22 protein-coding genes, 1 tRNA gene and 1 pseudogene are annotated in these 22,511 nt (G+C 71.8%); 14 read left to right on the top strand and 10 right to left on the bottom strand.

Features of this window, described 5'->3' with window-relative positions; genetic code table 11:
• Positions 1–731 precede the first annotated feature (731 nt).
• A complete protein-coding gene (locus tag AC3EN4_RS09355) occupies positions 732–2,078 on the bottom strand; it encodes an acyltransferase family protein (RefSeq protein WP_435205524.1) in 1,347 nt (448 codons plus the stop codon).
• A gap of 274 nt (positions 2,079–2,352) precedes the next feature.
• Between AC3EN4_RS09355 and pgfA the strand changes: the two genes are divergently transcribed.
• Entirely contained in the window at positions 2,353–3,396 is a 1,044-nt protein-coding gene (gene pgfA / locus AC3EN4_RS09350; protein ID WP_435205500.1) for a cell envelope lipid trafficking protein PgfA, read from the top strand.
• 84 nt (positions 3,397–3,480) lie between these two features.
• On the opposite strand, the gene AC3EN4_RS09345 is transcribed toward pgfA, so the two are convergent.
• Complete coding sequence (locus AC3EN4_RS09345) at positions 3,481–4,215, bottom strand: class I SAM-dependent methyltransferase (RefSeq protein ID WP_435205499.1); 735 nt, start codon at positions 4,213–4,215, stop codon at positions 3,481–3,483.
• 388 nt (positions 4,216–4,603) lie between these two features.
• Between AC3EN4_RS09345 and AC3EN4_RS09340 the strand changes: the two genes are divergently transcribed.
• Together AC3EN4_RS09340 and AC3EN4_RS09335 are read left to right on the top strand one after the other, a co-directional pair.
• On the top strand, positions 4,604–5,227 hold the full coding sequence (locus tag AC3EN4_RS09340) for a DUF6230 family protein (protein WP_435205498.1): 624 nt from the start codon (positions 4,604–4,606) through the stop codon (positions 5,225–5,227).
• A gap of 74 nt (positions 5,228–5,301) precedes the next feature.
• Positions 5,302–6,807, top strand: coding sequence for a DUF6114 domain-containing protein (locus AC3EN4_RS09335; RefSeq protein WP_435205497.1), 1,506 nt, complete (start codon positions 5,302–5,304; stop codon positions 6,805–6,807).
• Between the two features lie 21 nt (positions 6,808–6,828).
• Here the strand turns inward: AC3EN4_RS09335 and AC3EN4_RS09330 are convergent, their stop codons facing one another.
• Both AC3EN4_RS09330 and AC3EN4_RS09325 read right to left on the bottom strand, forming a co-directional pair.
• A complete protein-coding gene (locus AC3EN4_RS09330) occupies positions 6,829–7,680 on the bottom strand; it encodes a hypothetical protein (protein WP_435205496.1) in 852 nt (283 codons plus the stop codon).
• 90 nt (positions 7,681–7,770) lie between these two features.
• Positions 7,771–9,441, bottom strand: a complete 1,671-nt coding sequence (locus AC3EN4_RS09325; protein WP_435205495.1) for a DUF885 domain-containing protein — start codon at positions 9,439–9,441, stop codon at positions 7,771–7,773.
• Positions 9,442–9,549: 108 nt separating this feature from the next.
• On the opposite strand from AC3EN4_RS09325, the pseudogene AC3EN4_RS09320 reads away from it, so the two are divergent.
• Positions 9,550–10,748, top strand: a pseudogene (locus AC3EN4_RS09320) (DMT family transporter); the annotation flags it as partial.
• Here AC3EN4_RS09320 and AC3EN4_RS09315 read toward each other — a convergent pair.
• Positions 10,631–11,701 carry a PHP domain-containing protein gene (locus AC3EN4_RS09315; protein ID WP_435205494.1) on the bottom strand — a complete coding sequence of 357 codons (1,071 nt, stop codon included), beginning with the start codon at positions 11,699–11,701 and terminating at the stop codon, positions 10,631–10,633. The pseudogene AC3EN4_RS09320 and the gene AC3EN4_RS09315 overlap by 118 nt on opposite strands.
• A gap of 1 nt (position 11,702) precedes the next feature.
• A complete protein-coding gene (locus AC3EN4_RS09310) occupies positions 11,703–12,467 on the bottom strand; it encodes a M23 family metallopeptidase (protein WP_435205493.1) in 765 nt (254 codons plus the stop codon).
• 97 nt (positions 12,468–12,564) lie between these two features.
• Between AC3EN4_RS09310 and AC3EN4_RS09305 the strand changes: the two genes are divergently transcribed.
• The 4 genes from AC3EN4_RS09305 to AC3EN4_RS09290 all read left to right on the top strand — a co-directional run bounded on the left by AC3EN4_RS09305 (position 12,565) and on the right by AC3EN4_RS09290 (position 14,420).
• Positions 12,565–12,912 (top strand): hypothetical protein, encoded by a 348-nt coding sequence (locus tag AC3EN4_RS09305; protein ID WP_435205523.1) that lies wholly within the window; start codon positions 12,565–12,567, stop codon positions 12,910–12,912.
• Positions 12,913–13,023: 111 nt separating this feature from the next.
• Complete coding sequence (locus tag AC3EN4_RS09300) at positions 13,024–13,191, top strand: hypothetical protein (RefSeq protein WP_167626078.1); 168 nt, start codon at positions 13,024–13,026, stop codon at positions 13,189–13,191.
• Between the two features lie 118 nt (positions 13,192–13,309).
• Positions 13,310–13,837 (top strand): tRNA adenosine deaminase-associated protein, encoded by a 528-nt coding sequence (locus AC3EN4_RS09295; RefSeq protein ID WP_422737360.1) that lies wholly within the window; start codon positions 13,310–13,312, stop codon positions 13,835–13,837.
• A 64-nt stretch (positions 13,838–13,901) separates the two neighbouring features.
• Positions 13,902–14,420: a nucleoside deaminase gene (locus AC3EN4_RS09290; protein ID WP_435205522.1), complete on the top strand. Its 519-nt coding sequence runs from the start codon at positions 13,902–13,904 to the stop codon at positions 14,418–14,420.
• Positions 14,421–14,445: 25 nt separating this feature from the next.
• On the opposite strand, the gene AC3EN4_RS09285 is transcribed toward AC3EN4_RS09290, so the two are convergent.
• Positions 14,446–15,609: a sensor histidine kinase gene (locus AC3EN4_RS09285; protein ID WP_435205492.1), complete on the bottom strand. Its 1,164-nt coding sequence runs from the start codon at positions 15,607–15,609 to the stop codon at positions 14,446–14,448.
• A complete protein-coding gene (locus AC3EN4_RS09280) occupies positions 15,606–16,262 on the bottom strand; it encodes a response regulator transcription factor (RefSeq protein WP_435205491.1) in 657 nt (218 codons plus the stop codon). The genes AC3EN4_RS09285 and AC3EN4_RS09280 overlap by 4 nt, the downstream gene beginning before the upstream one ends.
• 132 nt (positions 16,263–16,394) lie before the next feature.
• Here AC3EN4_RS09280 and AC3EN4_RS09275 point away from each other — a divergent pair, with 132 nt between their 5' ends.
• The 4 genes from AC3EN4_RS09275 to AC3EN4_RS09260 are packed head-to-tail and all read left to right on the top strand — an operon-like array spanning position 16,395 to position 19,892.
• Entirely contained in the window at positions 16,395–16,916 is a 522-nt protein-coding gene (locus AC3EN4_RS09275; protein WP_435205490.1) for a hypothetical protein, read from the top strand.
• Positions 16,913–18,001: an efflux RND transporter periplasmic adaptor subunit gene (locus tag AC3EN4_RS09270; RefSeq protein WP_435205489.1), complete on the top strand. Its 1,089-nt coding sequence runs from the start codon at positions 16,913–16,915 to the stop codon at positions 17,999–18,001. The genes AC3EN4_RS09275 and AC3EN4_RS09270 overlap by 4 nt, the downstream gene beginning before the upstream one ends.
• Positions 18,002–18,009: 8 nt before the next feature.
• Positions 18,010–18,693: an ABC transporter ATP-binding protein gene (locus tag AC3EN4_RS09265; RefSeq protein ID WP_435205521.1), complete on the top strand. Its 684-nt coding sequence runs from the start codon at positions 18,010–18,012 to the stop codon at positions 18,691–18,693.
• Complete coding sequence (locus tag AC3EN4_RS09260) at positions 18,693–19,892, top strand: ABC transporter permease (RefSeq protein WP_435205488.1); 1,200 nt, start codon at positions 18,693–18,695, stop codon at positions 19,890–19,892. The genes AC3EN4_RS09265 and AC3EN4_RS09260 overlap by 1 nt, the downstream gene beginning before the upstream one ends.
• A 142-nt stretch (positions 19,893–20,034) precedes the next feature.
• Here the strand turns inward: AC3EN4_RS09260 and deoD are convergent, their stop codons facing one another.
• On the bottom strand, positions 20,035–20,742 hold the full coding sequence (gene deoD / locus AC3EN4_RS09255; RefSeq protein ID WP_151491018.1) for a purine-nucleoside phosphorylase: 708 nt from the start codon (positions 20,740–20,742) through the stop codon (positions 20,035–20,037).
• Between the two features lie 75 nt (positions 20,743–20,817).
• On the opposite strand from deoD, the gene AC3EN4_RS09250 reads away from it, so the two are divergent.
• Positions 20,818–20,904, top strand: a tRNA-Ser gene (locus AC3EN4_RS09250).
• Between the two features lie 58 nt (positions 20,905–20,962).
• Here the strand turns inward: AC3EN4_RS09250 and AC3EN4_RS09245 are convergent.
• Positions 20,963–21,712 (bottom strand): SDR family oxidoreductase, encoded by a 750-nt coding sequence (locus AC3EN4_RS09245; protein ID WP_435205487.1) that lies wholly within the window; start codon positions 21,710–21,712, stop codon positions 20,963–20,965.
• Positions 21,713–21,842: 130 nt separating this feature from the next.
• Here AC3EN4_RS09245 and AC3EN4_RS09240 point away from each other — a divergent pair, with 130 nt between their 5' ends.
• Positions 21,843–22,448 carry a TetR/AcrR family transcriptional regulator gene (locus tag AC3EN4_RS09240; RefSeq protein ID WP_435205486.1) on the top strand — a complete coding sequence of 202 codons (606 nt, stop codon included), beginning with the start codon at positions 21,843–21,845 and terminating at the stop codon, positions 22,446–22,448.
• The last annotated feature ends 63 nt before the right edge of the window (positions 22,449–22,511 follow it).

Here is a 22,511-nt window from a genome sequence, read left to right as displayed (position 1 = left end):
TGCGGGACCTGCGCCCGCTGCGGTACCGGGCCTGCGCTCCCGCCCCGAAACAGCGGACGACGACGGGGAACGACCGGGTGGGGCTGCGCGCCGGCCCGAACGAGGTCGCCGCGCCCCCGGACCGGTTCCTGGTCGACAGCGTGATCCTCAGCGGTGAGCCGCCGCAGCGGTCCGTGTCCGAGCCGCCCCGCCGGGCGCTGACGGTGCTCGGCTGGGACGACCAGCACCGGTCGATCGACATCGGCGCGGGTGGCGGCAGCTACCTGGTCGTACCGGAGAACGCCAACCCGGGCTGGCGGGCCACCCTCGACGGTGTCCGGCTGGTGCCGACCCGACTCGACGGGTGGAAACAGGCGTGGTTCGTACCGGCCGGTGCCGCCGGCCGGGTCGAGTTGGTCTTCACCCCCGGTGAGCAGTACGCCCTCGTCCTGCGCCTGGGCGGGGGACTGCTGCTGTTGTTGGCCGTCGCGGCGCTGCTTCCCGCCCGCCGCCACCGGCCGGCGTACCCGGTGGTGCCGACGACTATGCCGACCGCGCCGGTACTCGCGCTGGCGGTGCCGGCGCTGCTCGGCGGGTTGGTCGGGCTCGGCTGCGCGGTCGTGGTCGTCGTGCTGCACCGACGCCGGATGCCCACTCCGGGCTGGATCTGGGTGCCGGCGGCGGTGGGCCTGAGCGCGTACGGGACCCAGCGGTGGTGGCTGCCCCGGGTCGGGTCGGAGCGGCTGGCCGACCTACTCGTGGTGCTCCCGACCGGCCTGCTGCTCATCGCGATCGCCGCCCTCGTGCTGCGGTCCCGCCGGGTGCGCGGACGGTTCGAGGCGCGCCGCGAGGGCCGGCTGCGGGGTTGGGCCCGACGTCGCGCCCTGCAACGCGGGCAGCGACGCCCCGACGAGGCGGTCGGTCTCGGCGGTCCCGGGCCGGTGCCGGTCGCGCCGCCCCGCGAGGAAGCGCCGCAGCCGCTGCGTCGGCCGTTCGATGAGGTGGTAGCTGGCCGTCGCGACCGGGATGGTCAGGGCCAGGGTGAGCACGAGGAGCACCCAGAACGAGCTGTTCATCCGGGTGAAGCCGAGCAGGCGGAAGCAGACCTCGAGGGCGAGGAGGTGCCAGAGGAAGATGCCGTAGGAGATCCGACCGAGGAACCTGACCACCGGCTGACCGAGCAGCGCGCGGGGCACCCCGCCCGAACCCGGGCCGACGAGCGGGGCGATCACGCACCAGGCGATGAGCAGGAACACCAGGTGCTCGATGACCGACTCGACCGGGGTGGCGGGATCGACCCCGCGTGGGCCGGCGATCGGCGTACTGGCGATCCAGAGCAGCGCGCCGGCGATGAGCCACGAGGTGCCCGGCGCGAACGTGAAGACCCGGAGTCCGCGCGGCGTGGCGGACCACGGATCCTCGTCGCCTCGCCCGGCGTCGCCGCCGTTCAGACCGCCGAGGAACGCCGACGAGGTCCGGTTCGCGGGCCAGGAGGCGAGCACGGCCAGCATGATGCCGACTCCGAACCAGTCGAGGAAGGCGGGTAGCCAGAGCACCGCGAGCCCCGGTAGTGGCGAGTCGGGGCCGTGGACGTACGCGTTCCAGGTGAGGCCGGCGAGGACGAGGACGACGCCGAGAGTCAGGTGGCGTCGGGCTCGCTGAAGCGGGTTCCGACCGCCCATTCGGCGGGCGATCACCGCTATCACCGGCAGCGCCAGGTAGAAACTCGCCTCCGTGGCCAGGCTCCAGGTCTGTTCCATCCCGACCGGGAGTCGCAATGGCTGATAAATCTGTGCCAGCAGAACGGGGATTGCCCAGTCCCAGACCGACCTCAGGTAATCGATGTTGAGCCACGCCAGTGCGACGACCGCCATTGCCCAGTAACCGGGCAGAATGCGCAGTCCGCGATGCCAGAGGTATCTCCGAACTGAGGGTGACGGCTGCCCATGAATGGCGGCGAGCACGAATGGCCGGTAGAGGAGGAAGCCCGACAGGGCGAAGAAGATCGCCACCCCGACGTCCAGTCTGGCCAGCACAGCGGCCGGACGGGCGAACGAGTTGGTCAATCCGCTGAGAAATGAGACGTGGTGGACGACCACCGCGAGCACCGCGACCGCGCGGAGTCCTTCCAATGCGGGCAGCCAGCCATCCGAACGGACGATATTGGGCGCGGACTCGCCCACTCGTCCGTTGATCGCGTCGGGTTCGACGGGTCGGCTCACAGTTCCTCTACATCCTATTTGGCGGGGTGACCCCACGGCTGCGTGCCACCGGAGTCGGTACGTCCCTGAAGGACGCGACGGACCATATCCGAAATCGGTCCCGTCATGTACTGTCAGCCGACCAGTCGAGCTTTACAAGGGGAGGAGTTTCATGCGACCTACGTCGGGTGCCATCTTGGTGGCGGCGGGCGCGTTCCTGATCGTCGGGGCGGTGGCGACGCCGCTGACCGTCGCGCCCGCTCTCGTCAAGGTGCCCCTGGACCAGAGTTCGGTGACGGTGTCGACGGCTCAGAACGCGACCGTCTTCGACTTCAAGACACTCTCCGAGCGGAGCGGGGTCAACCTCACGGCCCATCGCGCCGTACGGGGCGACGTGGAAGCCGGGAACAGTGACCGGGCGGTCTTCAACGTCGGCGTCCGGGTCATCGACGACGCCAAGAACGAGATCACCGTCAACACGGACCGGGTCGCCCTCGACCGGCGGACCGCGGAGGCGGTGGCCTGCTGCGCCGAGGACATCAACGGCGCGCCCTTCAAGCACGAGGGCCTGACCTACACCTTCCCGTTCGGCACCGAGAAGAAGACCTACAAGTACTTCGACAACACCGCCCGCAAGGCGTACCCGGTCAAGTACATGGGCACCGAGAAGCTGCAGGGCCTGACCGTCTACCGGTTCGAGATGACGGCCGAACCGGTCCAGATCAAGCAGATCGATGTGCCGGGCCGACTCGTCGGCTCGACGGAGCCCACGGTGAGCGCCGGGCTCTTCTACACCAACACCCGCACCCTGTGGGTGGAGCCCGACAGTGGCGTCATCGTGAAGGGCCAGGAGAAGCAGGCGCAGACCCTGCGCGACGCCGGCGGCGCCGACAAGGTCAAGATGATCGACGCGACCCTCGCCTTCGACGAGGCCACCCAGAAGCAGCAGGCCAAGGCTGCCAAGGATGCGCGCAACCAGATCAACCTGCTGACCACTGTGGTGCCGATCGTCCTCGGCGCTCTCGGTCTCGTCCTGGTCCTGCTCGGTGTGTTCCTCATCATCCGCGCGACTCGTCGCCGGCCCGACGCGACGCCCCCGGTGGCAGCCGACGACCGTCCGACGACCGACCTGCCGTCGCAGGCCTCGTCGGAGCCGGTCGAGGAGCCCACGGTCCCGGCCGGTGGGCGGCACGCCGCCGAGCGCAGCGAGCCGTAACAACCCGCACCACCACCGCACGCCGACCTTCGGGCCGGCCGACCTTCGGGTCGGCCGGCCCTTCTCCGTTCCGGGTCGCGGTTGCTACGTGCGCCGCACCGCGTACCGGGTGCACACCCAGTCTTCGGTGTACGGCAGGTCGGGCCGCTGCCCGACGATCCGTCCACCGTGCGTGGCGACCAGCCGCGCCATGTCGGCGTCCGGTACGGCGGTCATGCTCATCGGCGCCGGATAGTTGAGCAGGCGGCGCTGTGCCCAGCTGATCAGGCGGAACGGCGCGACCTGCCAGATGAGCCCCTTGGCCGTACGGGCCGGTTCGGTGGGCAGCCCCACGACGGCGGTCCCGCCCGGCCGCAGGACGCGCAGGAACTCGGCGAGGTAGCCGTCGATGGCCGGCCGTGGCAGGTGCTGCAACACCAGGGCGCTGTAGACCAGGTCGAAGTGGCCGTCGGGGAACTGGCTCAGGTCCGGCGCATCGTTGAGGACGAACCGGATGTTCCCGGTGCTTCGGTCCAGTCGGCGGGCGGTCTCCAGCATGGACGGCGCGATGTCGACGCCGACGACCTCGTCGGCGTACGGGGCGAGGCCCTGGGAGAGTCGGCCGGCGCCGCAGCCGAAGTCCAGGACCCGCTCCCACCGGGTGGGCAGTCCGAGCTGGCCGAGCCATCCGGTCGTCTCCTCGACGTCGGCGCGACCGGTGGCCAGGAACTCCTCGACGTCCCACCGGCCGCCCCGCTTACCGGGCTGAACGAGCACGGCCCAGAGCGGATCCTCGGCGCCCAGCTTGGTCCAGTCGCGTCGTACGTCGTTCAGATTCACGCCGAAACCCTAGGGCATCCCGCGTCCTGCCGGCGGGGATGTTCGGATCGGGACGGCCGTCCGAACGGCTCCCCGTGACCTGGGAACTTTACATCCGTTACCTGATTGTAATCCGTCGATGCGTTAGTCACCCTGAGTGGTGGAAAGGGCGTCTTATGCGGCATGTGCGGTGATTGAAGGGTTTTCGCGACGACCCAAGCGCCAACGCATCGTGACATCGGTCTACCTCTGGGTCGACCGTGTGTTACCGCCGAGTAATCAGGGGGTTGTGAGCCGTGCCGCGCCGGGTGCACGATCAGGCTCGATCGTTACCCGCCGGTAATAGATGACGGGCACTGCGTACGCGCCTCGAACGGCCGCCGCGCACATCCACCCACAGGAGGAACCCGTGCAGGATCGTTTGGACAATCAGGGTCGGGTCCGGTGGCGGCGGTTCGCCGCCATGATGGTGCCCGCCACGGCCGCTGCCGGCGCCATCCTCTTCGGCATGTCGACCGGGGCGATCGCGTCCGACATCACCGTCTCCGGGCAGACGTTCAAGATCGGCGCGGACCGCCTGGAGGGCGACGGCTTCAAACAGTACGGCGGCATCGTGAAGGAGAAGGGCAAGGACGGCAAGAGCGGTGCGGTGCACCCCGTCGCCCTCTCCGAGATCCGCAGCGCGGACCTCTACAACCTCTGCCAGTCCGTCCGGGCCGACCTGCCCGGCATGCCGGTGGTGCTCACCATCAACGCCGGCGAGGGCAAGCAGCCCGCCCACGCGGACGACCTGCTGATCGCCATGGACTCGCTCGACGGCAACGCGACCTTCACCACCATCAAGATCGGTCGAGACGCCACCGACCTGAACCCGACGGCGCAGAAGGGTTCGTTCGGCCAGAACGCCGACCACGTCACCATCACCGACCTCAAGCAGGTGTCGCGGTACACCACCGCGGCCACCTTCAACCTGGTCGGACTGCGGCTCAAGGTGAACGTGGGCGACGACGCCAAGGGCAAGGAGTGCTTCTGAGCTGAGCGCGGCCCGCGGTGACCGAGCGCCGCGGGCCCACCCCACCCCCGTCCCCGCTCCGCCAGGAGGAGTACGTGACAACCGCCAACCCGTCCCATGTCCGGCCGAGCAGTGTGGCCCAGGCGTGGCGGAGGTTCCGTGGCTGGCGACGGAGTCGGCCGTTCTGGGGCGGCCTGCTCACCGTCCTGGCCGGCGTGGAGATGTTTGCCTCCACCCGGATGACCCTCAACGGCCTGAGCTTCCACAGCGGCGCCACCGGACTGCTCTCGCTGCTGATCCCGGTCATCCTGGTGACCTGCGGCCTGTTGCTCTGGTTCAGCCCGGGGCAGCGGCTGTTCTACTCGATCGTCGCGGCGGTCACCGCGGTCTACGCGCTGATCGGGCTCAACCTGGGTGGCTTCTTCGTCGGCCTGCTGCTCGGCATCGTCGGTAGCGCGCTCGCCTTCGCCTGGACGCCGAACCGCCCGGCACCCACCACGACCGAGCCGGCCACGACCGAGCCGGCTACGACCGAGCCGGCCGCGACCGAGCCGCCCGCGGTCGAACCGGCCGAGGTCGAGTCACCCGCTACCGAGCCGGCCGCTGCCGAGTCATCCGCGACCGAGCTGTCCGCGACCGAGTCGGCTGCGGTCGAGCAGCCCGGTGGCGAGCACCACGAGGGTGACACCGACCCGGAGCGGCTCGGCCGTACCGTCGATCCGCGTACCTTCGGTGTCGTCCTGGCGGTGCTCGGCCTCGCCAGCGCCGGCCTGGCCGCCCAGCCCCGGCCCGTGCAGGCCGCACCGGTCCGTTCCGCCGCGGCCGTCTGCCCCACCCCGTCCCGGCCGGCGCCATCCACCTCCGGCACGTCGACGCCCACGCCGAGCGCGAGCCCGCAGCACGGCGGCAACATCATCACCGACATCCTCGACGGGATCGGTGACCTGCTCACCGGCGGCCACCGCCGCGACGCCGCGGCACCCACGACCAGCCCCACGCCCTCCGCGAAGCCGACCGCCACGCCGACAATCCGCCCCGGTCAGCCCACGGCCTGCCCCAGCCCCGGCCGACCCGACCGCCCGGGCGCGACGAAGCCGGGTACGACTACGCCGGGCACGGCGAAACCCGGCACGGTGGAGCCGGGCAAGCCGTTGCCGCGTATCGCCGCCGACCCGAACCTGCCCCGGGTGGCGCAGACCCCGTCCAAGCTCACCGGCTCGTCGGTACGCATGACCGGGCTGCGCTTCGACGGGATCACCGAGTTGCAGACCGAGAAGGGGACCCTCAAGGTCCTGAAGTTCAGCATGCGCGAGGCAGTGACCGACGACTTCCTGCTGCGGGCCGACGGCCCTCAGGGGCGTAACCAGCGGTACGCGACCGACCGGCTGACGGTCAGCGGGAACGTGGCCTTCTACGCCACCCGGTTCGTCGGCAAGCTGCTCGGCATCAAGGTCACCCTGACGCCCGACCTGCCCCTGCCGGACGGACTGCCGGTCACCTCGCCCATCCCGATCACGTTCACCGACCCGGTCATCGACCTGGCGTACGTCACCAGCAACACCCTCACGGCGCGACCGGCACTGGCGTTGACCCTGGGCTGAGGGACAGACGGCCCGACCCGGTCACACATCACGGGTGGGCTGCGCCAGCAGGAACAGGAGGATCAGCGCGGCCATCGACGCGACGACGCCCAGAAGCCACGCCACGGTGACGGAGACGACGGTCCGGTTGCTGCCAGGGGAGAACGGGAGCGCTCCGCGGCCGTAAAGGCCCAGGCACAGAAGCACGAGCCACAGTGGCACCAGCAGGGGAGCGAGCGCCGGCCAGATGGGCCAGACCGGCTCGGTGCGCAGGTCCGGGCCGTCAACCAGCACCTCCCAGGTGAGGGCGACACCCGGGAGCAGGCCGACCGTCACGAGGGTGCCGACCAGCAGGGGGACGGGTGGCCGCCGCCGCGCCACCAGCCAGAACAGAATCGCGCCTGTCGCGGCACCGGAAAGAGCGCCGGCGATCGTGAGGGCCGTGTACCCGGCCGGCGGTTCCGGGCCGACAACAAGGTCCACCCCGCTCCACGAATGCTTGAGCGTGACGGTCAGCCCGTTCCGGGTGGCCGACCAGTTGTCGCAGAGGTATCCCCTCGTACGGCGTACGTCGTGCCACCCCTGCGCGGCGATGCTCTGCCCCGCCTGTTGGGAGAGCGCGCAGTCGTCAGAGATGGTGTACGAGAAGGTTGTCCGTCCCGAGCCAACGTCGTCGGCGGCGAAACCGACTCCCCACCGAGAGCCGCGCACGACTCGATCCGAGTCGGACGGCGACGCGTCGGGCAGCACCTTCCCCGCCACATCCCGGGCCTCGGCGTAGGTGGGCGGCGTGACACCCCGGCCGCCGAACCAGGAGCCCAGGCTGAGACCCACAGTGCCCAGCAGCAGCGCACCGAGCAGCGACATCGCGACGCGTCGCAGCCGAGGACTCACCCCGTACACCCCTGACTCGACAGGACGGCTCCGCCGCCGGGAGTTCGTTGTATCCCCGGCGGACAGAGCCGTCAAGGCTCGCCAGCGTTCCTAGAGTCGGGCCAGCGCCTTGCGCAGCGGGTCGAGGCCCAGCGCGCCCAGGTCCAACGCCTGCCGGTGGAACTCCCGCAGGTCGAAGTCGGCGCCCTTGCGGGCCATGGCGTCCTCGCGGGCCTGCAACCAGATCCGCTCACCCACCTTGTACGACGGCGCCTGCCCCGGCCAGCCCAGGTAGCGGTTCAGCTCGAAGCGCAGGTTCTCGTCCGGCACCCGGCAGTGCGCCCGCATGAACTCCCAGCCCAGCTCGGGCGTCCACCGCTCGCCCGGGTGGAAGCCGAACGGGTTGTCCTTCGGGATCTCCAGCTCCAGGTGCATGCCGATGTCGACGATCACCCGGGCGGCGCGCATCGCCTGGCCGTCGAGCATGCCCAGCTTGTCGCCCGGGTCCTGGAGGTAACCCAGCTCGTCCATCAGCCGCTCGGCGTAGAGCGCCCAGCCCTCGCCGTGCCCGGAGACCCAGCAGAGCAGCCGCTGCCAGCGGTTGAGCAGGTCGGCCCGGACGGCCGTCTGGGCCACCTGAAGGTGATGCCCCGGCACGCCCTCGTGGTAGACCGTCGTCACCTCCCGCCAGGTGGAGAAGTCGGTGATGCCCTGCGGCACCGCCCACCACATCCGGCCCGGGCGCGAGAAGTCCTCGCTCGGCCCGGTGTAGTAGATGGCCCCGTCGCTGGTCGGCGCGAGGCAGCACTCGATCCGGCTGACCTGCTCCGGGATGTCGAAGTGGGTACCGTTCAGTTCGGCGATGGCCTTGTCGGCGAGCGCCTGCATCCAGTCGCGGAACGCCTCCTTGCCCTGGATGGTCCGTGCCGGGTCGGCGTCGAGCTTGGCCACCGCCTCGTCGACCGTGGCACCCGAGCCGGCGATGCGTCCGGCCACCACCCGCATCTCCGCCTCCAGGCGGGCCAGCTCCGCGAAACCCCAGGCGTACGTCTCGTCCAGGTCGACCTTCGCGCCGAGGAAGTACTGCGAGGCGAGTTCGTAGCGCTCCCGGCCGGCGGCCTGCTTGTCGCGCCCGTGCGGGGCCAGCTCGGCCCGCAGGAACTGGCCGAACTCGGCGGTCGCCGCGGTGGCCGCCGCCGCGCCCCGGCGCAGTTCGGCGCCGAGGGTGCCGTCCGCGCCCAGCCGCTCGACCAGGGCGTGGAAGAAGTTGTCCCCGGTCGGATCGGTCCAGGTGTCGCACTGCTTGGCCACCTCGATGAGCTGCACCTTCGAGCTGACCTGCCCGTTGGCGAGCGCTTCGCGCAGCGTGGTCTTGTAACCCTCCAGCGCGCTGGCCAGCCCGTTGAGCCGGGTGGCGATGTTGGCCTGCTCGTCGGCCGTCGCGGTCGGCATAAGATCGAACACCATGCGGACCTCGTGCAGCCCGCTGGTGATCACGCTGACCTCGCTCGTCGTCTCGCCGGCCTCGTAGCGGGCCAGGTCCAGACCGAGTCGTTCCTGCATGGCCTCCTTGGCGGTGCGCTCCGCCTCGGTGTCCGGTTCGGCCGCCTCCAGCTCGGCGAGCGTCTCGCGGGTCAGGTCGGCGCGCGCCCGGTATCCGTCCGGTGAGAGGTCGTCGAGCTTGTTGTCATGGCCGGCGATGCCGACGTAGGTCGCGCCGGTCGGACTCAACGGCGCCCACTTGTCCACGTAGCGATTGGCGATTTCATCAATTCGTCCCACGCTGCGACACTACGTGACCACCCGGTCGGGATGCCGATGTCATTTGTCGTGTCCAAGCAGCGGAAAGTCGGACGACTTTTGTCGCACCCCTCCGGCAGAGTGTCAGGGGTGAACACCGACATCGCTCCTGACAGGGCCCCGCTGCGCGCCTGGTTGCCGGGCTTCTTCGCCCTCGCCGCCATCTGGGGTTCCAGCTTCCTGTTCATCAAGGTCGGCGTGGCCGAGCTGCATCCCGTGCAGCTGACCCTCTACCGCGTCCTCGCCGGCGCGCTGACCCTGCTGGTCGTCCTCGCGGTGCTGCGCGACCGACTGCCCCGCGAGCCCCGGGTGTGGGCGCACCTGGCCGTCGTCGCCCTGTTCGGCGTGGCCGTGCCGTTCACCCTCTTCGGTTACGGCGAGCAACGGGTCGAGTCGATGCTCGCCGGCATCTGGAACGCGACGACGCCGCTGATCGTGCTGCCGCTGGCGGTGTTGGTGTTCCGGACCGAGCGGCTGACCGTACGCCGGGCGATCGGCCTCGGGCTGGGCTTCGTCGGCGTGCTCGTCGTGCTCGGGGTCTGGGAGGGCATCGGCGGGGCGCACTTCGTCGGGCAGCTGATGTGCTTCGGCGCGGCCGCCTGCTACGGCGTCGCCATCCCGTACCAGAAGCGGTTCGTCGCCGGCACCACGCACTCCGGGCTGTCCCTGTCCACGGCGCAGTTGCTGCTCGCCGCCGTGCAGCTCGCCCTCGTCACCCCGTTCGTCGCGGGCGTGCCGCCGCTGCCCACCGAGCTGTCGGCGAAGGTCGTGGCCAGCGTCCTGGCCCTCGGTGCGCTCGGCACCGGGCTCGCCTTCGTCATCAACATGCGCAACATCCGGGTGGCCGGCGCGAGTACCGCCTCCACCGTCACGTACCTGGTTCCGATCTTCGCGGTGTTGATCGGCGCCGTGGTGCTCGACGAGCGGCTCAACTGGCACCAGCCGGTCGGAGCGCTCATCGTGCTGCTGGGCGTCGCGGTCGCGCAGGGTGTGCTCGGCCGCCGGACGCCCCGGCCGGTCGTCGGCGTGGGTGCGCCCGCGGCACCCGCCGCCGAGCCCGTCCGCCGCTGACCCGCGTCGCGCCGCCGGTCAGGCCCGGGGGCGCGCCGCCGCTGACCCGCGTCGCGCCGCCGCTCAGGCCCGGGGGCCCGCCGCCGACCCGGGTCACTGCTCAGGCCCGGTCGCGGGTCCACTCCACGAGCTGCTCGGCCGACCAGGTGTTGATCACCCGGTCGGCCGGGACGCCGCAGCGAGCGGCCCGCTCGCAGCCGAACCGCTGCCAGTCGAGCTGGCCCGGCGCGTGCGCGTCCGTGTCGATCGCGAAGCGGCAACCCGCCTCCAGGGCGCGGCGGATCAGCCGCTTCGGCGGGTCCTGCCGCTCCGGCCGGGAGTTGATCTCGACCGCGGTGTCGTGTTCCGCGCAGGCGGCGAAGACGGCGTCCGCGTCGAAGTCGCTCTCCGGGCGGGTCCGGGCCCGGTGCCCCTTGTCACCCGGACCGGTCACCCCCGCCGGACGGGACGACACCATCCGACCGGTGACGTGGCCGAGGATGTCCAGGTGCGGGTTGGCGACCGCCTTCACCATCCGCCGGGTCATCTTCGATCGCTCGTCCTTCAGGCCGCTGTGCACCGAGCCGACCACCACATCGAGTCGGGCCAGCAACTCCTCGTCCTGGTCGAGCGAGCCGTCGGCGAGGATGTCCACCTCGATGCCGGTGAGGATCCGGAAACCCTCCGGCAGCGCCGCGTTGACCTGCGCCACGTGGTCGAGCTGACGGCGCAGCCGCGCCGCGGTCAGCCCCCGGGCAACGGTGAGCCGCGGCGAGTGGTCGGTCAACACCATGTACTCGTGACCCAACTCGACCGCGGCCAGCGCCATCTCCTCGATGGGCGAGCCGCCGTCGGACCAGTCCGAGTGGGTGTGGCAGTCGCCCTTCAGGGCGGCGCGCAGCGCCGTGGCCTCGGCATCCAGGTCACTGCCCTCGGTCGCCAGCAGCCGGCGCAGATAGACCGGTTCCTCACCGGCCAGCGACTCCGTCACGCAGCGGGCCGTCACGTCGCCGACGCCGGCCAGCTCGGTGAGGGTGCCGTTGCCGGCCCGGTCGGCGACCTCGGCCGCCGGCAGGCCGGCCAGCGCCGTGGCCGCCGACCGGAACGCCCGTACGCGGTAGGTGGCCTCGTTCGCCCGCTCCAACAGGAAGGCGATCCGGCGCAGGTCGGCGATCGGGTCCCGGGCGGCCATGTCAGGGCGCCTTCGGGCAGCCGTGTTGGCGCTGCCACGCGGTCACCTCGGCGGCCGGTTCCCGATTGCCGCCACGCCGCCACGAGTCCAGGTAGCGCGCCGGCCAGAGCACCCCACGCCGGATCCACCACCCGTCCTTGCCGGTGCACGGCGGCGAGATTCCGAAGTGCACGTGGCAGACGTTGTTCGCGTTGCCGGTCCGGCCGACCTTGCCGAGCTGCTGCCCGGCACGCACCCGGACCCCCGCCTCCACGCCGGACGAGACGACGCTCAGGTGCGAGCCGTAGTAGCGCACCCCGTCGTCACCGAGCAGCGACACCGACAGCCCGCCGTTGTCCGGGCCCTGCGGCCCGCTCTTGGAGTACCTGTCGACGCGACTCACCTCCAACACCGTGCCGTCGGTCACCGCCACGAACGGCTTGCCGCAGTTGGCGAAGAGGTCCGTCGCCGGGTAAGCCCCGTGCGTCGGGTGGTAGTCCACGTTGTCGGCGCGTACCGGAAAGACGTGCCGGAGCCCGGCGCGGGTGGCGCTCGGTGACGGCTTGGCCGACGACGGCGTCGGGCTGGTCGGGCTGGTCGGCGTCGGCGCGGCCGTCGGGGCCGCGGGCTGCTCACCGGTCGCCCAGACCGCCGGCGGCGACGGCGCGGCGGCGTCCGGCGGCACCCCCGGCCGGGTGGTCGCGCAGCCGGCGGCCAGCACCGGGGCGAGCAGCAGCAGGATCGGGTACGCCGGACGCACGCGGCGGCCGATCGTGGGCGAGGGCATTCGGTCATCCTGACAGACCGGTACCGTGGGGACGAGCGACGCGCGTGAGGGAGGGCAGCCGGTGAGCATCGCCCAACCCGACCCGGACCCGGGTGTGATGCGGCCGGTGTCGCGTACCCCGTCGGGGCTCTTCCCGGCCGGGCCACCGGCCCGGCCGACCTACCGCGAACCGCACCCGGTGACCGGCGGCGGTGTCGCCTCCGGCGGCGGCGCGGCGGCCGCCTGGCTGCTGCTGTTCGGGCTCCTCGGCACCGACCTGGCCAGCTACGCGTGGTGGACGGTGGTGGCCGGCCTGCTGGCCTGGGCGACCGCCCTGGTGCTGGTGCGGTACGGCGACCGTGGAGTGGCCACCGGCGTGGCCATCGTGACCGCCGGCGGCTGGAGCATCGCCGCCGCCGTGGTGGCGGTGCGCTGGGCCACCAGCGGTGACTGGCCGCTGTGGTGAGCCCGCCCGACCGGCCCGGATCAGGGCCTCGTTGACTGCGCCGCGTGCCCGGTTGGCTGCGTAGCGAACGCCGTCTTGACGTGGCCGCCGAGACTCGGCACGCTCGGCACTATGGCCTGGACCACCCCGCGGCAGGACCCGGATCGCAACCGCCGCCGCCTCCAGTTGCTCGCCGAGTTGGCGGGCGCACGGGCGGTACGCCAGCGCAGCCGGCCGCAGCGACAGCGCACCGAGCGTCTACGCCAACTCATCGCCACCCGCCGTCGGGTAGCTGGCTGATCTCGACTTTGTCAGGTTTGGCCGGCGTCTCGGGGCGTTGACCGGTCGCCTGCCGACCCGACCGGCTAACGTGCACCCTTGACGAGTCGGCGCTGTGCCGAGGGCTTTTGGGGGAACCGTGTCGTACTTCGCTGCGGCCGTGGTGCGTGACGACAGTGGCTGGACCGCCGCCGAGGTCAACCTACGGGGTGCCACCGACATCGACGAGGTCGCCGACCGCCTGCGCGACGTCGACCAGGAAGCCGACGTCTCGCTGCTCTTCGTCGAGGCCGACGACGCGTACCTGGTGATCCTGCGGCTCGACGAGGGCGAGGACCTGCGGGTCTTCGGCTCGGACTCGGCGTACGCCGAGGAGTCCCGGCTGGGTCAACTGCTGGTCGGTGACCTGAAGACGTCGGTGACCGGGCTGGACGGCGACGACGAGCCGCGCCCGGCCGCCAGCGGCGACGAGGAGAGCGAGCAGCCCGCCGTCGACCCGGAGGCCGATCCGGTGGGCGACGCCGACCTGCTCGCCAACCTGGGCATCTCCGCGCAGAAGCTGCTGACGCTCTGCGGCCACGAGGGAATGCTGCCGGCGGACGTCACCGCCGAGATCTGCGAGGTGCTCGGCTGCGCCGACGAGGTCGAGGAGCTGCGTGAGGTCTGAGCCGGCCGACGCCACCGACCCCGCGTTGGAGACGATCCGGCCGGGCCAGCCGACGCCCGGAGCGGTGCGGCGCGCGGGACCGGGCGCGAGCGAGGGCCTGGCCGAACCCGGGAGGATCGGGCGACGGCAGCGGCACGAGCTGTGGATGCGTCGGGCCCTGGAGGTCGCCGTCACCGACCCGGCTGTTCCCGGCGGCGGTGTCGACGACATCCCCGTGGGCGCGGTGCTGTACGGCCCGGACGGCGCCGAGTTGGCGATCGGGCGCAACGAGCGGGAACTGACCGGCGACCCCACCGCCCACGCCGAGGTGCTGGCCCTGCGTCGGGGGGCGGAACGGACCGGCGAGTGGCGGCTGGACGGCTGCACGCTTGTGGTCACCCTGGAACCGTGCACCATGTGCGCGGGCGCGCTGGTGCTGGCCCGGGTCTCCACCGTCGTCTTCGGCGCGTGGGAACCCAAGACCGGCGCGGCCGGCTCGCTCTGGGACGTGCTGCGCGACCGCCGGCTGAACCACCGCCCTGAGGTGTACGGCGGTGTGCTGGAAGCCGAGACCGCCGCCGTGCTGCGGGCGTTCTTCCGCTGAGGCCCCGCGCGGCGAAGACGGGTGGTCAGGCCGCCGGCAGGGTGACCGTGACGACCAGGCCACCGCCGGGACGCGGGTACGCCTCGACGGTGCCGCCGTGGGCCCGGGCCACCGCCCGGACGATCGACAACCCCAGCCCGAAACCGCGCGTACCGGCCACCCGCTCCCGGGACAGCCGCCGGAACGGCTGGAACATCGTCTCGATGTCGTAGCCGGCGATCACCGGGCCGGTGTTCGTCACCATGAGGGTGGGCCGGTCGCCGACGAGCCCGGTTCGCACCTCGACCCAACCGTCGGCGGTCAGGTTGTGCCGCAGCGCGTTCTCCACCAGGTTGAACGTCAGCCGCTCCAACAGCACCGGGTCGCCGTTGGCCGGGGCCGGCGCGAGCGACCGGTGTACGGGCAGGTCGGGTGCCTGCTTGCCGGCCTGGTCGATGACGTGCGCGCAGACCTCCGCCAGGTCGACGGCCGTACGCTCGGTCAGCTCGTTCTCCGAGTCGGCGAGGGTCAGCAACCCGTCGATGAGTCGTTCGTGCCGCTCGTTGACCGCCAGCAGCGACTCGCCCAACCGCCGGGTCTCCTCCGGCGCGTCCGGCCGGGTCACCGCCAACTCCACAAGCGCGCGGTTCAACGCCAACGGCGTACGCAGCTCGTGCGAGGCGTTCGCCACGAACCGGCGCTGCCCGTCGAAGGAGCGGTCCAACCGTTCCAGCATCTGGTCGAAGGTGTCGGCGAGTTCGCGTACCTCGTCGCGGGGACCGACGAGCGCGATCCGCTCGTGCAGACCGCGACCGGCGGTGTCCGCACCGGCGATCCGCCGCGCGGTGTCGGTGACCTGCTGCAACGGCTGCAAGGCCCGGCCGGCGAGCAGCCAGCCGAACGCGATCGCCACCGCCGACACCACGATCAACGCGATGCCGCCCTGGGTGAGCAGCGACTCCAACGCGTTGCGCTTCGCCTCGTCCTGCACCTCCTCGACCAGGGCGCGCAGCGTCTCGATGTTCTGCCCGTTGCCCGGCTTCGGTGAGGTCGCGGCGACCTTTGGCAGGTCGCTCACCTTCACCCCGAACGGCTGCGGCATCCGTTGGTCCACCAGCACGTACGTGACGGCGAGCAGGACCACGCCGGCCAGCAGGAAGAGCCCACCGTAGATGAGGGTGAGGCGGCCCCGGATCGTCAGCAGTTTCATCGGATCCGGTACCCCGCGCCCGGCACCGTCTCGATCACCGGTGGGTCGCCGAGCTTGCGGCGCAGCTTCATCATGGTGACCCGGACCACGTTGGTGAACGGGTCGATGTGTTCGTCCCAGGCACGTTCCAGCAGGTCCTCGGCGGAGACCACGGCACCGTCGGCGCGCAGCAACTCGGCCAGCACCGCGAACTCCTTGCGGGACAGCGCCACGTGCCGGTCGTCGCGGCGTACCTCGTGCCGGGCCGGGTCGAGTTGGATCCCGGCGCGGCGCAACGTCGGCGGTGCGGCCGGCCGGGCGCGACGGGTCAACGCGTGCACCCGCGCCGACAACTCCACCAGCGCGAACGGCTTGGTGAGGTAGTCGTCCGCGCCGATCGCCAGGCCCGCCACCCGCTCCCGGACCGCCGCGGCGGCGGTCAGCATCAACACCCGGGTCTCCCCGCCCGCGTCCACGATCGCCCGGCACACGTCGTCGCCGTGCACCACCGGCAGGTCCCGGTCCAGGACCACCACCGCGTACTCGTTGACGCCGAGCCGTTCCAACGCGGCGTCCCCGTCGTACGCCACGTCGACCGCGAACGACTCGCGGCGCAGCCACTCGGCGATGGCGTCCGCCAGCACGTTCTCGTCCTCGACCACCAGCACTCTCACCCGTCCATGGTCCCCGCCGTCGGGTAACGGCGGCATAACCGTGCACGGTTACGCCCCGGATACGTCCGCTGCCCTGAACTGGGCGACAACGTCCGGCGATCCGCGCCGGACCCGAAGACGGAGGCGGACACCATGCGGCGACAGATGCTCGCGATCCCCGCCCTGCTCGCCCTGGCACTGGCCGGGTGCGGCCCGGCGGACGACGGTGGCGGGGTCGCGACCGCCGGTGGCGCGAAGGGCGGCACCACGGCGAGCGCCACACCGCCGGGCGACTCGGAACGTCGGCTCGCGTTCGCCCGCTGCATGCGGGAGAACGGGGTGGACATGCCCGACCCGGAGGCGGGCGGGAAGCCGATGTTCCGGTTCGGCGAGGACGCCGACCCGGAGAAGGTCGAGGCGGCCATGGAGAAGTGCCGCGACAACCTGCCCAACGGCGGGCAGGGCCCACAGCTCAACCCGGAGCAGGCCGAGCAGATGCGCACCATGGCCAAGTGCATGCGGGAGAACGGCGTGCCGAACTTCCCGGACCCGGACGCCGACGGGCGGATCCAGATCACCAAGGGCGACAACGGGCTCGACATCGGTGACCCGGCGCTGCGTGCCGCGATGGAGAAGTGCCGGCAGTACGCGCCGCAGTTCGGCGGTGGCCGGTGACCGGCACCGCTCGACGCGCCCGCCTGCGGGCTGCCCTCGCCGGTGGGGTCGTGCTGCTGGTCGCGGCCGTGGGCGTGGTCGCCGCGGTCGGCTTCGGCGGCGGGACCGGCGGGGACGCCGCCCAGGCCGGTCCTCCGGCGGCCACCGCCGCCATCACCCGGCAGACGCTCGCCGACTCCGAGACCGCCGACGGCGAGTTGGGGTACGGCACCACGCGTACCGCCACGGCGAGGCTGAGCGGCACGGTCACCGGGCTGCCGGCGACCGGGTCGACGGTACGTCGGGGCAAGCCGCTCTACCTGGTCGACAACGCGGAGGTGGTACTCCTCTACGGCGGGCTGCCCGCGTACCGGACGCTCGCCCCGGGCGTGGAGGGCGCCGACGTCGCGCAGTTCGAGCGGAACCTCGCGGCGCTCGGGTACGACGGCTTCACGGTCGACGACGAGTACACCGGCGCGACCGCCGACGCGGTCCGCGAGTGGCAGGACGACCTCGGCCTGGCGGAGACGGGCCGGGTCGAGCCCGGGCGCGTCGTGTACGCCGACGGTGAGGTCCGGGTGGAGAGCCACCAGGTCGACGTCGGCGCGGTCACCCAGCCCGGCCAGGCGGTGCTCACCTACACCGGCACCAGCCGGGTGGTCACCGTCGAGTTGGACGTGGACGACCAGCGGCTGGCCAAGCGCGACGCGAAGGTCCGGGTGAAGCTGCCGGACGGCCGGGCGGTGAACGGCACGGTCAGCACGGTCGAGACGGTCATCCAGACCGGTTCGGCCGGTGCCAACGGCCAGTCGGCGGAGGCGGAGACGAAGATCGAGGTGACCGTCGCGGTGGCCGACCCGAAAGCCCTCGCCGGCTTCGACCAGGCCAGCGTCGACGTCACCTTCACCGCCTCGGAACGCGCGGACGTGCTCACCGTGCCGGTGGCGGCGCTGCTGGCACTCGCCGAGGGCGGCTACGGCGTCGAGGTTGTCGACGGCGGTACCAGCCGGATCGTGGCGGTGACCACCGGCCTCTTCGCCGACGGGCGGGTGGAGGTCACCGGCGAGGGGATCGCCGAGGGAACGACAGTGGTGGTTCCGGCGTGACCGGCGACGTGATCGTGCTGGACCGGGTCAGCAAGCGCTACCCCGGCGGGGTCGTCGCGTTGGACGACGTGTCGTTGCGGATCGGCTATGGCGAGCTGGTGGCCATCGTCGGCCCGTCCGGGTCGGGCAAGTCGACGATGCTGCACCTCATCGGCACCCTCGACCGGCCCTCGTCGGGCAGCGTCCGAATCGACGGGTACGACGCGGCGACGCTCACCGACCGGGAGCTGTCCGCGCTGCGGGCCACCCGCATCGGCTTCGTCTTCCAGCAGTTCCACCTGGCCCCCGGCGTCCCGGTGGTGGACAACGTGGCGGACGGGTTGCTCTACTCCGGCGTACCCCTGCGGAGGCGGCGCGACCGCGCGGAGGCCGCGCTGGTCCGGGTCGGCCTGGGCCACCGGCTCGGGCACCGGCCGCACGAGCTCTCCGGCGGGGAGCGGCAGCGGGTGGCCGTGGCCCGGGCGGTGGTGGGCGAGCCCGCCGTGCTGCTCGCCGACGAGCCGACCGGCAACCTCGACTCAACCTCCGGCGCCGGGGTGCTGGACCTGCTGCACGAACTGCACCGGGCCGGCACCACCGTCGTGGTGATCACCCACGATCGGGAGATCGCCGACAGCCTGCCCCGGCAGGTACGGATGCGCGACGGCGCGGTACGCCACGACTCGCTCCTCGCCACGGGCGGGGTCGGCTGATGGCGGTGCTCACCCCGGCCCGGATGGGCCCGGGGGACGTCCTGCGCGTCGGTGGGGTGGGCCTGCGGACCCGACCACTGCGGGCGTTCCTCTCGGCGCTGGGTATCGCGATCGGCATCGCCGCGATGATCGCGGTGGTCGGCATCTCGTCGTCGTCCCGGGCCGAGCTGGACCGGGCGCTCGACGCGCTCGGCACCAACCTGCTCACCGTGGAACCGGGCAACACCCTGTTCGGCGCGGACGCCCAGCTACCCGAGGAGTCGGTGGCCATGATCGGGCGGATCGGCCCGGTGACCGAGGTGTCCGCGACCGGCCAGGTCTCCGACGCCAAGGTGTACCGCTCGGACCGGATTCCGGCCGCCGAGACGGGCGGGATCGCCACCCGGGCCGCCCGGCTGGACCTGCTCGGCACCGTCGGGGCCCAGGTGACCAGCGGAACGTGGCTCAACGAGGCCACCGCCCGCTACCCGGCGGTGGTCCTCGGCGCGACCGCCGCCCACCGGCTCGGGGTCGACAAGGCGAACCCGCAGGTGCAGGTGTGGCTGGGCGGGCGGTGGTTCACCGTGGTCGGCGTCCTCGCTCCCGCGCCGCTCGCCCCGGAGCTGGACACGTCGGCGCTGGTCGGCTGGTCCGCGGCGAGCGACTACCTGGGCTTCGACGGCCACCCGACCACCGTCTACACCCGGGCCGAGGAGTCCCAGGTCGAGGCCGTCCGGTCGGTGCTCGGTGCCACCGCCAACCCGGAGGCGCCCAACGAGGTGGAGGTGTCCCGGCCCTCCGACGCGCTGGCCGCCGCCGAGGCCACCGACGCCGCCTTCACCGGGCTGCTCCTAGGCCTGGGCGCGGTCGCCCTGCTCGTCGGTGGCGTCGGCGTGGCCAACACCATGGTCATCTCGGTGCTGGAACGCCGGGCCGAGATCGGCCTGCGCCGGTCGCTGGGAGCCACCCGAGGTCAGGTACGCACCCAGTTCCTCGCCGAGTCGCTGCTGCTCTCCGCGCTCGGCGGGGTCGGCGGGGTGCTGCTGGGCATCCTGGTCACCGCCGGGTACGCGTTGTCCCAGGGCTGGCCGACCGTGGTACCGGCCTGGGCGATGCTCGGCGGGGTGGGCGCGACCCTGGTCATCGGCGGCTTCGCCGGCCTCTACCCGGCGGTCCGCGCCGCCCGGCTCTCCCCGACGGAGGCGCTCACCGCCGTCTGACCGGGCCGGCGGGTCGGTCCGGCCCGCCGTCGCGCGGCCTGGCGTGGCGTAGCCCCGCTTCAGCGAAAGAGCGTGATGACTGTGAGGCATCAAGATGCCTGTCAGTCATCACGCTCTTCGCGGTGCGCCGCCCCGGAACGGATCAGGCGATGATCGTGTCGAGCGCGATCTCCACCATCTGGCTGAAGGTCTGCTCCCGCTCCTCCGACGTGGTCTTCTCGCCGGTCTTGATGTGGTCGCTGACGGTCAGCACGGTCAGCGCACGGGCCTTGAACCGGGCCGCGATCGTGTAGAGCGCCGCCGACTCCATCTCCACCGCCAGCACGCCGTAGTCGGCGAGCGTGTCGTAGAGGTCCGGCCGGTCCGTGTAGAAGGCGTCCGCCGCCAGGATCGGTCCGACGTGCATCGCGATGCCGCGCCGCTCGGCCACCTCGACCGAGGTACGCAGCAGGCCGAAGTCGGCCACCGGCGCGTAGTCGATCAGACCGTCGAAGCGCATCCGATTCATGTTCGAGTCGGTGGACGAACCGATCGCCGCGACCACGTCCCGCAGTTGCAGGTCGGTGCTGAGGGCGCCGCAGGAGCCGACCCGGATCAGCGTCTTCACGCCGTACTCGTTGATCAGCTCGTGGGCGTAGATGGAGGCGGACGGCATGCCCATGCCGGAGCCCTGGACGGAGACCTCGACGCCGTTCCAGCGGCCGGTGAAGCCCAGCATGCCCCGGACCGTCGAGTAGCAGGTCGCGCCCTCGAGGTAGGTCTCCGCGATCCACTTGGCCCGCAGGGGGTCACCCGGCATCAGGACCCGCTCGGCGATCTCGCCCGGCTTCGCGCCGATGTGCGTACTCATGGCAAAGATCCTGCCAGGCCGGGTCCGGCGATACCGGTTCGGCGTCCGAACCGGCGGTCCTGTACCCTCGTCGGCGGTGGCGTGTCCGAGTGGCCTAAGGAGCACGCCTCGAAAGCGTGTGAGGGTTTACGCCCTCCGCGGGTTCAAATCCCGCCGCCACCGCTCGTGAAACGCGAGAACGCCCGGTGCGATCCCTACGGATCGACCGGGCGTTCTCGCGTCAGAGCTGCGTTTCGCCGCCGTCGACGAACAGCTCGCTACCGGTCATGAAGCTGCTCTGGTCGGAGGCGAGGAAGAGCGCCGCGTTCGCGATCTCGTCCGGGTGGGCCAGCCGGCCCATCGGCACGGTGGATGCGATGTTCTTGAGCAGGGCGGGTGACTCTGCGGCGCTGGGTGCCAGGCCCGCGAGCCCGGGAGTCTCGGTGGAGCCGGGGATGAGGGTGTTCACCCGGATCTTGCGGTCCATCAGCTCGGCGGCCCAACTGCGTCCGAACGAGCGGATGGCGGCCTTGGAGGCGGCGTAGACGCTGAACGCCGGGATGCCGCTGACGGCCGAGGTCGAGCCGGTCAGCACGACCGAGGCACCCTCGTTGAGCAGGGGCAGGGCCTTCTGCACCGTGAAGATGGTGCCGTAGATGTTGGTGTCGAAGGTGTTGGCGACGTGCTCGGCGTCGATCGCGTCGAGCGGACGGAACTCGCCGCCGCCGGCGTTGGCGAACAGGACGTCCAACCCCGCGCCGCGTTCCTCGATCGCCCGCATCACCCGGTCCAGGTCGTCGAGCTTGCCGGAATCGCTGACGATGCCGGTGGCGTTGGCGCCGATGCTGGCCACCGCCTCGTCCAGCGGGCCCTTGCGGCGACCGGTGACGAAGACGTACGCGCCTTCGGCGGCGAAGCGGCGGGCGGTGGCCAGGCCGATGCCGGTGGTGCCCCCGGTGACGAGAGCGGTCTTGCCGTCGAGCTGTCCCACGATCGTTCTCCTCCACAGGATTGTGTACCGAGCGGTACGGAACGAACGTAGCAACCATCTGGCCTGCCCGCAAATTTCTGTACCGATCGGTTTCGCGGTGGGTAGGATGGGTGGCCGGAGGTGAAGGACCATGCCGGTACGAGGGCGGCCACGCGGCTTCGACGTCGACGAGGCGTTGGAACGCGCGCTCGAGGTGTTCTGGCGGCAGGGGTACGAGGGCGCCTCCATGAGCGACCTCACCGCCGCCATGGGTATCAACAAGCCGAGCCTCTACGCCGCCTTCGGCAGCAAGGAGGAGTTGTTCCGCAAGGCCGTGGCCCGCTACGCAGACCAGGACATGGGGTACGCGCGGCACGCCATCGCCCAAACCACCGCGTACGAGGTGGTCGCCACCCTGCTGCGGGAGAACGTGCTCGCCGTCACCAGACCCGACCGTCCCGCCGGCTGCCTGTCGATCCAGGGCGGCACCGCCTGCTCCAGCGTGAACGCCCCGGTCGCCGAGTTCCTCGCCGCCAGTCGGCTGGCCGGTGAGCGGGCCCTCGCCGACCGGTTCGCCCGCGCCGTCGCCGAAGGAGACCTGCCGGCCGACGCCGACCCGGCCGCGCTCGCCCGCTTCGTCATGAGCGTCACCGAGGGGCAGGCGATCCACGCCGCCGCCGGGGTTCCGCGTGAGCAGTTGCGCCAGACGGCCGAGATCGCGCTCACCGGGTTCGCCGCCGCCTCCGGGGCGCGCTGACCTTCCTGCCGCGCTCGGCGGTGACCGGCCGTTTCGGCACAAACGACAACGCCCGGTCGATCC

This window comes from Micromonospora sp. bgisy143, from assembly GCF_057708145.1.
Note: the sequence above shows the minus strand (reverse complement) of the source record. Positions and strands in the feature narration are given on the sequence as shown.

Bases quoted from the DNA above. Each gene is read 5' to 3' on its own strand.
- pgfA (WP_435205500.1), top strand. From the start codon at position 2,353: ATGCGACCTACGTCGGGTGCCATCTTGGTGGCGGCGGGCGCGTTCCTG.
- AC3EN4_RS09315 (WP_435205494.1), bottom strand. From the start codon at position 11,701: ATGGCCGCCCGGGACCCGATCGCCGACCTGCGCCGGATCGCCTTCCTG.
- AC3EN4_RS09310 (WP_435205493.1), bottom strand. From the start codon at position 12,467: ATGCCCTCGCCCACGATCGGCCGCCGCGTGCGTCCGGCGTACCCGATC.
- AC3EN4_RS09305 (WP_435205523.1), top strand. From the start codon at position 12,565: ATGCGGCCGGTGTCGCGTACCCCGTCGGGGCTCTTCCCGGCCGGGCCA.
- AC3EN4_RS09300 (WP_167626078.1), top strand. From the start codon at position 13,024: ATGGCCTGGACCACCCCGCGGCAGGACCCGGATCGCAACCGCCGCCGC.
- AC3EN4_RS09285 (WP_435205492.1), bottom strand. From the start codon at position 15,609: ATGAAACTGCTGACGATCCGGGGCCGCCTCACCCTCATCTACGGTGGG.
- AC3EN4_RS09275 (WP_435205490.1), top strand. From the start codon at position 16,395: ATGCGGCGACAGATGCTCGCGATCCCCGCCCTGCTCGCCCTGGCACTG.
- AC3EN4_RS09260 (WP_435205488.1), top strand. From the start codon at position 18,693: ATGGCGGTGCTCACCCCGGCCCGGATGGGCCCGGGGGACGTCCTGCGC.
- deoD (WP_151491018.1), bottom strand. From the start codon at position 20,742: ATGAGTACGCACATCGGCGCGAAGCCGGGCGAGATCGCCGAGCGGGTC.
- AC3EN4_RS09240 (WP_435205486.1), top strand. From the start codon at position 21,843: ATGCCGGTACGAGGGCGGCCACGCGGCTTCGACGTCGACGAGGCGTTG.